At 38.9% G+C, this 12,442-nt stretch carries 10 protein-coding genes; 8 read left to right on the top strand and 2 right to left on the bottom strand.

Annotation, left to right across the window (positions count from 1 at the left end; genetic code table 11):
* The first annotated feature begins 49 nt into the window (after positions 1-49).
* Positions 50-316 (top strand): hypothetical protein, encoded by a 267-nt coding sequence (locus tag Q0X89_RS08365; protein WP_297693061.1) that lies wholly within the window; start codon positions 50-52, stop codon positions 314-316.
* A gap of 284 nt (positions 317-600) precedes the next feature.
* A complete protein-coding gene (locus tag Q0X89_RS08360; RefSeq protein WP_297693059.1) occupies positions 601-1,377 on the top strand; it encodes a DUF6090 family protein in 777 nt (258 codons plus the stop codon).
* A 259-nt stretch (positions 1,378-1,636) separates the two neighbouring features.
* Here Q0X89_RS08360 and Q0X89_RS08355 read toward each other — a convergent pair whose 3' ends face one another.
* The gene (locus Q0X89_RS08355) at positions 1,637-2,941 is read right to left on the bottom strand and encodes a serine hydrolase (protein WP_297693057.1); all 1,305 of its coding nucleotides are present in this window, start codon (positions 2,939-2,941) and stop codon (positions 1,637-1,639) included.
* Between the two features lie 294 nt (positions 2,942-3,235).
* On the opposite strand from Q0X89_RS08355, the gene Q0X89_RS08350 reads away from it, so the two are divergent.
* From Q0X89_RS08350 to Q0X89_RS08325, 6 genes are all read left to right on the top strand, one after another.
* The gene (locus tag Q0X89_RS08350) at positions 3,236-4,492 is read left to right on the top strand and encodes a nitrate/nitrite transporter (RefSeq protein ID WP_297693055.1); all 1,257 of its coding nucleotides are present in this window, start codon (positions 3,236-3,238) and stop codon (positions 4,490-4,492) included.
* A gap of 119 nt (positions 4,493-4,611) precedes the next feature.
* On the top strand, positions 4,612-6,354 hold the full coding sequence (locus Q0X89_RS08345) for a hypothetical protein (protein WP_297693054.1): 1,743 nt from the start codon (positions 4,612-4,614) through the stop codon (positions 6,352-6,354).
* 240 nt (positions 6,355-6,594) lie between these two features.
* Positions 6,595-7,512, top strand: coding sequence for a diacylglycerol kinase family protein (locus Q0X89_RS08340; RefSeq protein WP_297693052.1), 918 nt, complete (start codon positions 6,595-6,597; stop codon positions 7,510-7,512).
* Positions 7,513-7,794: 282 nt separating this feature from the next.
* Positions 7,795-8,535: a glycoside hydrolase family 3 N-terminal domain-containing protein gene (locus tag Q0X89_RS08335; RefSeq protein WP_297693050.1), complete on the top strand. Its 741-nt coding sequence runs from the start codon at positions 7,795-7,797 to the stop codon at positions 8,533-8,535.
* A complete protein-coding gene (locus Q0X89_RS08330) occupies positions 8,483-9,904 on the top strand; it encodes a glycoside hydrolase family 3 C-terminal domain-containing protein (protein ID WP_297693048.1) in 1,422 nt (473 codons plus the stop codon). The genes Q0X89_RS08335 and Q0X89_RS08330 overlap by 53 nt, the downstream gene beginning before the upstream one ends.
* A gap of 227 nt (positions 9,905-10,131) precedes the next feature.
* Complete coding sequence (locus tag Q0X89_RS08325) at positions 10,132-10,575, top strand: hypothetical protein (RefSeq protein ID WP_297693046.1); 444 nt, start codon at positions 10,132-10,134, stop codon at positions 10,573-10,575.
* 194 nt (positions 10,576-10,769) lie between these two features.
* Here the strand turns inward: Q0X89_RS08325 and Q0X89_RS08320 are convergent.
* The coding region (locus Q0X89_RS08320) for a hypothetical protein (RefSeq protein WP_367177034.1) at positions 10,770-12,442 on the bottom strand (1,673 nt) is incomplete at its 5' end.

The raw sequence follows: 12,442 nt of genomic DNA, 5'->3' as shown, positions 1-12,442 counted from the left end.
CGTAAAAAGAATCGTTCTAGTTCTTTAAACCCTTAATAAAACCTATATTATGTTTAAGAAATCTATTTTAGGAATGTCTATGTTGGCCTTAATGGCTTTTGGTTTTAGCAGTTGCTCTGACGACGATGCTGATGATACAAATTGTGATTCCTGCGATCTCCAAGGCCAAGCCGTGGAGATATGCGATAATGGAGACGATACCTATACCGTCACGGTTGCCGGCCAATCTGAAACGATTACTTCAGAGGAACTTGAAGGTGTATCACCAGCTGAATATATTCAATTGGTATGTAGTTTAGGAGATCTCATTCCATAAGTAAATAAATCAAATTCTATTAGTACTTAGCCCAACCTTCATAAGGTTGGGTTTTTTTATTTAAGCGGCTGTCTATTAGAGCTTCCTGCTTTTATCTTGGTGATATCCCTTTCCGGGATAGCAAGATTCTACTTGGTTGGTGGGAAAATGTGCAACTTCTGACAAGCGTGATTTCTTTAAGGCTAAATTCCGTATCTTTCATTTTTAACAATTATACGAACTGACATACAGCATTAGCCTAATTCAGTTCCTTAAGAAGCACGGCCAATCCTTGCGTTTGTCTCATGATAACATTCTTTAGTAAAATTCGCAGAAAACTTGCGGATGACAATAATATACTGAAATATGCCCGCTATGCCGTGGGTGAAATTTTATTGGTAGTTATAGGGATTTTGATAGCATTACAGATTAATAACTGGAATGAGGAGCGACAAACCATTATTAAAGAAAAAAGCTTTGTACGTTCAATATATAAAGATTTAAAGACAGATCTGAGGAATATTGAAAATAATATAGGAAAATTATCCGATCAGTATGCAATTGGGTTTAAAGTACTTAATGCCCTTGAGCTAAAAGAAACAATAAAATTAGATTCTGCAACCCTGGCAACAAATATTGGCTGGGAATTAACTCAGATCATCCCTATTGAGCGCAAAGAGAATACCTGGGATGGCCTTAAAGTAAGGGGTACGGAGACTTTAATATTTGGCGATTCCCTTAAAGTGCTTTTAAATAATTTTTATGGGACCTTTGATCTCAATATCGAACGGTTTAACCAGTTGCCGAAAAAAGTACGAGAGGATTTACGCCTGGAAACCGGTAAGTGCCATGATTATAGCAGCGTAAAAGGAGTTTTTGAAAACGGAATTAATTCTTATGGAGAATTTTCTCCTTACCTGCGTTATTGTATTTTGTCTAATAATGAAATATCTGAACTTGTTGGTGCTGTTAGTCTTTCTTGTATAGTTAATATAGGTTTGCAAAAGGAATTAAAAAAAGAAGTGGAAACCGTAATTTCCTATATGGAAAATGAATTTGATTTTTTACAAAAGAAAACCTAAAACAGTTCTGCTTTCTGATTTGAAGTCTTCTTAAAGGTTGATCTATTAATTCTGATTTTAACTTCTTAGGAAAAATAACAGCGCTAACGTATTACCAAACTAGAACACGGTGATATAAAAATTAATAAAGACCCTCAACTAGTTTTACTCCTAGAAATTAAGGATGTCAGTTATTAGCGAATCAATAGCTTAATTAACAAGGATGGTCTAAACGATTTGCAACAAAATTATGATGTTACCTATAAAATAAAAGAGCTACTTATAGGTGCAGCAAATTGTTTGGAAGGCTATTAAAGGCAATTTTGGTAGTAGACTGGTCATATACCTTTTTAATAATCTTGTATAAGTCGGGGACAACAGTTTTGGCAAGCCTGGAATTATTATTCAGTAGCACACAAATCCCCAGATCTGCCTCGGGATATACGGCAATTTCATTTCTGAAGTTATTTACACTTCCACCGTGGTGCCAAATGGTTTTTTCCTGCCTGGTCCGGTCCTCAACAAATTTATGGATCCTCCACCCAAAGCCGTAATACGATGCCAGGTGTCCGGGCCAACGCTGGTAATACTTGTAGTGGCCCTTAATTTCTATAGCCGGGTTAAAAGCTTCTTCTAAGGCCTGCTTACTCATTATCTCGGGGTTATGCCCTAATAAAAATCGCATCCATTTGGCCATATCATCAGCGCTGGCATTAATACCTCCGGCAGCTATAGCATTAAAATAACTGTTCCTTAGTTTTTTAGATCTCCAACCGTTTCGCCTTTTTGAATGTGGTACGGCAACATTTTCTGCGTGTATCAGAGTTTCATAATCCATTGTGGTGGAACACATTTCCAGTGGTTTAAAAAACCTGTCATCCAATGATGTGGTTATTTCCTGCCCTGTGGCTTTGTACATCATCTCCCCCGAGAGTGCAAATAACGCATTCTGATAGCTGTATGTAGAACCGGGATTACTAATTGGGTCTACCTCTTTAAAACGCTTAGCAATATCTGTTAATGTCAAACCGGCCTCAACTAAATTTGTATAGCTATGATAAGGAGCTCCTGAAGTATGTGATAAAATGTTGGCAAACGTAATTTTATCTGTATTGCTTTGATCTCCCAACTGAAATTCAGGAATATAATCGCTGACCTTATCTTCCCAATCTATCTTGCCCTCATTCTCTAAATCGGCAGCCAATATCCCGGCAAATCCTTTAGATAGGGATCCGAGTCTGAAAATGGTCTGGCCGTCAACACCGGCATCGACGTTAATATTTCTTTTACCAAATCCATCTGAAATTACTATCGAATCTCCTTTTACTATACTTACACCGGCACCCACTATTGCTCCTGATGCAATGGCTTTATCAAAATATGCCTTTACGGCAAGCTTCAATTCTTGTTGTTGCCACATGTAAAGCTGCACCAGTTGTTGATCTACTAAGGATTTAGTTGACTTATCAGTTGCAAATGTATCTTCGGAGGTGGAATTCGTTGCAGTACCATATACACCTATAGCGAGGGCAAAAAGGGTAAGCGTTAAAATAGCGCTGACTCTCAGAATTTTGCTTCGCTTCATAGGAAAAATACTGTTTCGATTTAGTTGTAACACAATGAAAATAGGCTTTTATAAATTACTAACCGATTTAAAACGTGATTATTATGTATTTCATTGCTTTTTAAAGTGATTTTTGTGTGAATTGGGCTGGAATTAGGAAGGCAGAGGTGAGAAGTTGGAGGTTGGAAGGTAGAATTGGAAAGTTGGAAGTGGGAAGAGAAATTTTGGTGTGATTGAGATATATTATCTTAGTTGGTTTAAGTTGGAGATAATTAGTAAAACAATTAAATCCTTCTCTAAAATAAGCTAAACTCAATGCGTCAGAATAAAGCCCACTGGTACTTTCTCCTATTACTGATTTTAGCCGGGGAGTCTGTATTTATTCTTCCATTTGTCCTTTCAAGGGTTTTTAGGCCAACTGTGCTCGAGGCCTTTAGCCTTGACAATGTGGAATTGGGCATATGTTTCACCGTATATGGCATAGTAGCCTTGTTGTCTTATCTTTTTGGAGGACCACTGGCCGATAAATACCCGCCCAGAAAATCGATAGCTTTGGCATTATGGATGACTGCCCTTGGAGGGTTGGTCTATGCCACTTTTCCCAGTTATACCATATTAAAAATTCTTTATGGCTATTGGGGTTTTACAACCATTTTTATTTTCTGGGCCCCAATGATCAAGGCTACAAGAGTCTGGGGCGGGACTACTTCTCAGGGAAAGGCGTTTGGATTCCTGGACGGTGGACGAGGATTAGTAGGGGCCCTGTTTGGGTTACTGAGTGTACTTATTTTTTCACTATTTATAAATACTACCGTTTCAGAGACAACCCTTTATGAAAGTAAACAAGCCTTCAAGAATGTAATTTTAGTTTGTTCGGGAATAGTGGTTCTCGTAGGCTTTCTGGTATGGTTCTTTATGAAAATGGATCATAAAGCAGAAGAAGAGATAATCCTGGATAAAATAACGATATCTGAAATAAAAGAGGTGCTGCGTTTGCCCTCTGTTTGGTTATTGATGATCATTATTTTATGTGCTTATGTAGGCTACAAAATTACAGATGTATTTTCCCTCTATGCCCAGGATGTAATGTTGTATGACCAGGTGCAATCAGCCCAGGTAGGTACTTTTTTGTTGTTCGTCCGCCCTGTCGTTGGCGTATTAATAGGGATTTTGGCAGACCGTACAGACACTACCTATTGGTTGGTGGTTAGTTTTGTAGTTACATTCTTCGGGTCATTGTTGTTCGCTACGGGTATTATTTCCAATTCAACCACAGTATTGTTTTTTACATCTATTTTGATCGTAGCAACGGGGGTTTATGCTGCACGATCTCTGTACTTCGCTGTAATGGAGAGGGGGCAGATACCTCTGGTACTAACAGGAACTGCCGTGGGTGTTATTTCGCTCATTGGACATACACCAGATATTTTTGCGGGACCGGCAATAGGACTCCTCCTGGAAAATTCACCGGGAGCAATTGGTCATCAGCATGTGTTTTGGCTGCTGGCATTATTTTCCTTTATTGGTGGTATCGCTGCTTGGTATTATTTCCGACTATATGGAAAAAAATAACCTATTTGCTACATATCCTTAGAATTGACAAATTACTTGTTCTTATAATTAATTTATATCTTTTACCACATAAAATGCCGCATGGCATTTTTCTATTATTAATAGATAACCGAGTGTAAATGAAATTCAATGAATATTTTAATGAATTAAAGAGGCGTAACGTTATTAAATCGGCTATAGCTTATTTGGTTGTAGCCTGGTTAATTACACAGGTCCTTTCAACAGTTCTGCCCGCATTCGGGGCGCCAAATTATCTGCTTAAATGGTCTTTGGTAGTATTAGCTATTGGTTTTCCAATATGGCTAATTCTGGCCTGGGTATATGAATTTACACCGGAGGGTATTAAGAAAACAATTGATGTAGAACCTGGTAAGTCAATTACTACTAAAACAGGTTCTCGCCTAAATAAGCTTATCATTACTACCCTTACATTAGCTATAATTGTTCTTTTAGTTGATCGCTTCACCAGAGACTCTGCAGAAGTAGTTGAGTTTGGGAATAAATCTATAGCAGTCATGGCCTTTGCCGATATGAGCCCTAAACAAGACCATGAATATTTCTCCGATGGCATTAGTGAAGAATTATTGAATCTTTTGGCCAAGATACCGGAGCTCAAGGTGATAAGCCGCACCTCTTCTTTTTCGTATAAGGGAAAGGATGCTAAAGCAACAGAGATAGGCAATGAATTAAAAGTTTCACATATTTTGGAAGGCAGCATACGCAAAGCGGGGAATATGATACGTGTAACGGCCCAATTGATAAATACCAGTGATGGTTCTCACGAGTGGTCCCATACCTTTGACCGGGAATTAGATAGCATTTTTAAGATTCAGGATGAGATTGCAGCCGAGGTCAGCAGGGAATTAAAAATATCGATGTTGGGTCAGGAATTGAAATCTCAGTCAATTGATCCGGAGGCCTATAATTTATATCTTCAGGCCAATCACTTAATTAATCTAAATACAAAAAACGCATATATTGAGGCCGAATCCAAGGTAAAAGAATCCATTGCTCTCGATTCAAGTTATGGGCCTTCATGGCGTTTACTTGCGGGAATATATAATACCGGGACCTACAATTTTAGTATTCGCGAACCAAAAGAAGGGATTTCTTTGGGATTAGATGCGGCATATAAGGCTGTTGATCTGGATCCTGATTCTGGTTATGCCTATGCTACTTTAGCGAGTTTGCAAGATCTTAATTGGGACTTTGAGGAATCCTCTAAAAACATGAACAAGGCTCTCGAATTAATACCTAATGACGGTATAATAATGGGTACAGCTGCGAATATGGCCTTCGGTGATCTGGAGAAGTCTGTTGATTTACTGAAGAAGGCAATAGAAGTAGACCCATTGGTTTACGCTAATTATTTTAATCTGGGGCATTCATATTACAGGATGAATCACCTGGAAGAGGCTGAAGAGGCGTTTAATACGTTTGAGTTATATTATCCTGGCTGGGAAATATTGCATTATATGATAGCGAAAATTCGATTAGCTCAGGGAAGAAATGATGAAGCCCTTGCAGAAATAGAACAGGAAAAACATGAGTTTTTCAGCCTCTATGGTCGTAATTTTATCCTTTATGCAATGGGTCGCGAGACAGAGGCAGATAACTTGTTTGCTGAATTCCTGGACAAATATAGCGCTACGGACCCTGCCAATACTGCAGATCTTTATGCGTTTAGAGGTAACTATGATCAGTCTTTTAAATGGTTAAACAAAGCCTTAGAGTCAAAGGACCCTGTTTTACTTGAGGCACTCACCTATCCATCATTCAAAGCTATGTACAGCGATACGCGCTGGAAGGATTTTATATACAAGATTGGATTGCCCGAGAATCATGGATATCCGCTGAATTAGTGAATATAATTAATCTGGATGTTTTGGAAAAAATTACTCCTTAATTGAATCTTCTCAGCTTTCATTTTTGGGTAGAGAAATTCGTATTTGGTAGTTGGATGTATGAAGTTAGAAGTGCGGAGTTATAAGTTTGTCTTTTAGGTAAGTCACCAACCGCCCTGGGGCAGTTCCTAAATTTAGGATATCGCGAAGGCTAACCTTCTTATTGTCTATACTAAAGGAATACGCTACCTTGCTCCAATGAACATTGTCTTTGTAATCAACAACAAAAACAACCGCCTGGCAAAAGTACTCCCAGGACTTCGAAAATACTGTCGAGAAATACAATTGGGCAGTGTACAGTTCATAATAACACAAAGGAAAAAACACGCTATTGAGCTAGCCAGGCAAGCTGCTGAAAAAGGCTGTGATTATATGATTGCCGTTGGCGGTGATGGCACTTTGAACGAGGTTATCAATGGCATGCTACAAAGTAACAATCCCACTAATGAATACCCTACAATAGGTCTGCTACCACTTGGTTCGGCCAATGATTTTGCCAGAACGGCCGGCATCTCCAATTCTATTGAAGAACTGATGGAATTGATTCAATCCAGTGCCTCCAGAAAGATAGATCTTGGAAAAATAATACTACAAAAGACCCGGGAAACGCGCTATTTCATCAATATAGCCGGAGTTGGGCTTGGGGCAGAAATAGCGCAGAATCTGGAACAATCATCAAGTGTGTTGGGCCCTGGCTTCAATTACTTCAGGCACATTATAAAAGGGTTTCTCAGCTATGTTAAAAAAGAGGTAAGTTGTACAAGCAGCACGTGGCAATGGAAGGGCAGGTTGTTGCAAATGACAGTGGCCAACGGACGTTACTTTGGTAATGCCATCTGCATTGCCCCGGATGCCAGGATTACTGATGGGCTGTTTCAGGTTTCTATCTTCGGGGATTTGAGTATTTGGGACTATCTTAAAAACTATGGTAATTTAAAAAAAGGAGTAAAAATAAACCTTCCACAGGTTTGCTACCATGATGCCAGGGAAGTATTGATTCAAAGCAACGACTCGTGCAGTATTGAGGCTGATGGGGAGTATGTGGGGCTTGCCCCCGCAGTCATTAAGGTAATGCCGAAAGCTATATCCTTTTTAATGCCACCCGATGTCCAATAACATCTTTAAATCCATAAAATGTAGTGGTCTTTATGTTAACTAATATTGGTCAGGCTTACATTGGGTAATGGATAAAATATCTAACAATTAGCATGTATAAGTATCGGCCTGCGCACATCAACGTACATAGTTTATTGCTCTTGAAATTCCTGCTCGGAATTTCCTCGCAATTTAACTATCTTGGTTTCGTAAACGGCATATCCCTGGAGATTTTCACACTAGGCTGCCATACACAAAATCGTTAGCCACAATTTTATAAACAATTCAACAAAAAGGTAAGCTATGAATAAGCTATTAGTATTTCTGATTTCCGTTATACTTGGAACTTCAACTTTAAGTGCACAACACAAATTTCTCAATCCTGAAGTTGATCTGGATAGCAGAGTAGATGATCTTATTAACAAACTTACCCTTGAAGAGAAGGTTGATCAAATGCTAATGAATACATCGGGGATCCCCCGCCTTGACATCCCTCCTTACGATTACTGGAACGAAGCTCTGCATGGTGTTGGACGTTCAGGAAAAGCTACCGTTTTTCCTCAGGCAATAGGTTTAGCAGCTACTTTCGATAATGATCTATTATATAGGGTTTCATCAGCTATATCTGATGAGGCACGCGCTATGTATAATGCCGCTCAAGCTGCCGAAAATTATAAGAGATATGCCGGGTTAACCTTCTGGACTCCTAATGTTAACATCTTTAGAGATCCGCGTTGGGGCCGTGGACAGGAAACATACGGAGAGGATCCATATTTAACCGGGTTATTAGGTGTTGCTTTTGTTAATGGCTTACAAGGCGATAATCCCAATTATCTTAAAACAGCCGCATGTGCAAAACATTTTGCTGTTCATAGTGGCCCTGAAAAGTTAAGACATGAATTTAATGCTGTGGCAAGTCCAAAAGATATAAATGAAACTTATTTACCCGCTTTTGAAGCTCTTGTTCATGCAGGTGTTGAATCTGTAATGTGTGCTTATAACAGAACCAATGGTGAACCTTGCTGTGCATTGGGCTTTGGTTGATTTCTATTCAGATATTGGCCATGGGACAGTTTCTAATGTGGTTGAAGCGGCTGCACTGGCCTTGAAAAGTGGCATAAATGTTAACTGTGGAAACACGTATACAGCTCTGGTAGAAGCGGTACAGAAGGGTTTTGTAGATGAATCGCTTATAGATAAAAGACTTAAACCTTTACTTAAAACAAGATTTAAACTTGGTATGTTTGATCCTCAGGATCTTAATCCATATAACTCAATTCCATATGATGTTGTTGATAGCAAGGAAAACAGGGCTCTGGCCCGTGAAGCAGCAGCCAGATCTGTTGTCCTGCTCAAAAACAATGGGGTGCTTCCTTTGAAAAATGATCTGAACAGGTATTATGTTGTGGGACCTAATTCTGCCTCCATTGATGCTCTTTTAGGAAACTATTTTGGTGTTAATTCAAATATTATCACGTTTTTAGAGGGGATCACAGCAGCAGTTGCGCCTGGCAGTCAGGTTCAGTATAGTCCCGGAACTACGCTGGACAGAAAGAATGTTAATCCGGTGGATTGGTCAACAGGAGAAGCCGCTGAATCGGATGTTACTATTATTGGAATGGGACTCACCCGGCATATTGAGGGAGAAGAGGGAGAATCTATCTCATCTCCATATTTTGGTGATCGTTTAGACTATAATATTCCTGAAAATCAATTGGATTATCTTAGAAAAATTAAGAGTCATGGTAAACCAGTTGTAGCCATTATTACAGGTGGCTCTCCAATGAACCTTTCCGAAGTTCATGAGTTAGCTGATGCGGTATTATTAGCATGGTATCCCGGTGAAGAAGGTGGAAATGCAATTGCTGATATCATATTTGGTAAGCTTTCTCCATCAGGCAGATTGCCTATTACTTTCCCAAAATCACTTGATCAATTGCCTCCATACGAAGATTATACCATGAAAGGCAGAACCTATCGCTATATGACTGAGGAACCTATGTATCCATTTGGATTTGGATTAAGTTACAGTTCATTCTCATATAGTGATCTAAAGCAATCAGCTTCAATAATTAAAGAGGGAGAAATGGTTGAGATAAGTTGCAACATTAGCAATAATGGGGAGTATCCAGCAATTGAAACAGTACAACTTTATATTGCCGATGATAAAGCTAGTGTTGAGGCACCCCTATTTTCGTTAAAAGGAATTAAAGCTATCAATTTAAAACCGGGTGAGAGCAAAACTGTAGTTTTCAATATTAATCCGGATATGCTTAAGTTGATAAATGAGCAAGGCGATTCTATTCTGGAAAAGGGTGATTTTACGCTTACCATATCAGGTAGTTTACCAACAGAAAGAGCAATAGAGCTAGGTGCCTCTAAAGCCCTAAGTACAAAGTTGATATTAAATTGAATGAATTACTTTGAAAAATCAAAAAAGTATTAAAAAAAGTGGCTGACAAATAATAAACGCCATAAACAAATTACCGAATTGGTTTAAAATAACTTAAAAAATAATGCTGAAAACACGGGCTAATGTTCATATATAAACACAACTAAGGTTTATCAGGACACAAGAGCTGAACCGGTCCTTTAGCATGTGCTAACTGCCAAGCCATAGCCGGAGCCATTATATCAGATATGAATAAGCAAAAGTTATATCCACTAGTTTTGATTCTGGGTGCCAGCATTTTAGTTTTCAGGACTATACGTTTGTTAACCGTTGAAAATGGCTGGGTTACCCTTGCTGGTTGGGTGGTAGTATTAACTTTTATAGAAATGGCTATTGATACATTATGTATTATTTATTCATTTCATTGGCTGTATAGAAATTCCAAAAAGTCTAAATCCATTGCATTACAATTAGGCGCTGCTGCTGCTATTTTTCATGCGTTTCGAGTATTGATTTATGTTGTAGGCAGGGTTGGCCCCTGGATTAATTTTGATCGAAAACCCGAATATCGATCTTCATATGATGTTGATTTGTTTTGGGTATATTTTGCCGCTATACTATCTGTATTGGGAATAATTGCTGTGATTACTATTTGGATAATGACCAAAAGGAGCGTACACAAAAATGAATGATTGATTTTACATTTAGTAATTAATCAATACATATAATAAATTCAACTTGAGAGCATCTGTTGATCAATGATCTCTTATGTTGTTCATCACCAAGGGGTAGCATTTATATCTCAACCATAGCAACATCTTTTTATCGATATAATTAAGAAATCAAGTAGTAAACCCATCCTTTTATTCTCAGGGTTATGTGATCCCTATTTTGGCTCCATAATTAATTCCAAATTATCATTAGAGCCTGTCATTTCCCAATGTCCTAGAGAGATAGGTATGTTCCCAATACTATTTAATGTGTCAAAAAAGTCTTTAAGTACAAAAGGTTTTCCCTCCTGCTCCAGGCGTTTGGCATAGGCCGCCATGGCATTTTCCAAAAGGTACTTTCCAGTAATATAACTGGTGCCGTATCCCGGTTGTCGAAGGTACAGATGCTGCTCAAAAATAAGTAACTCCTTTTCCGTTTTCATCCAGCCCCTGGGCGTATACTCCGAGTGAATTCCTCCGGCCTCCTCCATCGTCATTTCGTTAGCGTGTGCATACAACGACCCCAAACCTCTTGCAGCCCTTTGAGCGATCATAATATAGACTATTTCTCTGGCCCTCGGACTATCGCTATAAAGTCCGGCTTGCATAAACATTTCCTCAACGGCGGTAGCAGTACCTTCATTTCTGGAATCAAAAATATTATACAATAACGGACCGCGGCGTATTTCACTTTTATGAGGTTCAAACTCCATCCTTGCTAATTCAAACCAATGATAAAAATGCGAATACAAAGGCCTGGGGTCATAATGCTCCCCTATCAGGAAAAAGTTTCGCTTCTCCCTGGGAACATATTCACCAAGATGTTCTCGCAAGGCAGGTTCAAAATAGGGCTTTACAGTTAGTATCTCCTGGTCCTTTAAAAAACTGATCAGGCTATTTGCTGCATCATCTGCAAGCTTTTTATAAGCTTCCGGAGAGTTGGCATCTTCCAATTCCGGTAAATCTCTGTTCTTATGTTCTTCCAATTTTAAGGAAGCCCAGGCCCTTGCCAGTTCCCTTTTTAAAATCATGACTTCATCTTCCCAGGTCAAAGGAACAAGGTGTACATTTTGAAGGTACCATGTGTAATTTTCCTTACCAATTCCTGAAGGTCCGGTTTTAGAACCCGACTGTTCCTTTAACCACAACACAAAACTATCTGTGGAAGTAATTGCCTGGTTTATGACTGCTACTATTTCCTTATCAGTTTTTATTTCCTCTTTTTCCTTAAACTTATTTAGGACCCTGCTTTGTTCCTCGATATCCCTAATCCCCGTGATCCATAAATCTTTTGCATTACCTGTCAGGTTCTTTATAGCCTGTTCATTTAAACCGGGGATTACCTTAAGATTTTCAATCAGGCGTGTTCGTTCACTATCGGTTAAAGGATCGCTGTAGGTCCATAATTCGGTTGTTCGATGATGGGTAGGGCCTTCATGGGCAGGAACATCACTTTTATAGGTCCAAACAGACTTATAAAAGGCCGGATCTCGTTCCCAGGGCCTGAGAACTCTATAATTAAAATCATAGCCATTCATTTCGGCCCATACGATCATCCAATCAACCTGTTTGGGAACAGACCAGGAAGTGGTATCTATTGCTAATAGTTCAGCTTTTAAGGTATTAAACTGGGGTTGTCTTTTCTCAAAACCAGAGCGAGAATAATCCGGTACTCCATTAACTAGTGGAGGGTTCTCAAATGATCGCCATTTAGTAAACAGACTTTCTAAGGCCACATATTTAGTACTGGTGTATTCTGTTTGTATGGAGATCTTTTCCTTTTCTTGTAAACAGCTCATAAACAAGAATGAGATACTAATCGCTAAAGCAACATATTTCATATTGGCCA

Origin of the sequence: uncultured Eudoraea sp. (assembly GCF_947258525.1) — a bacterium.
Classification (GTDB): Bacteria; Bacteroidota; Bacteroidia; order Flavobacteriales; family Flavobacteriaceae; genus Eudoraea.
Note: the sequence above shows the minus strand (reverse complement) of the source record. Positions and strands in the feature narration are given on the sequence as shown.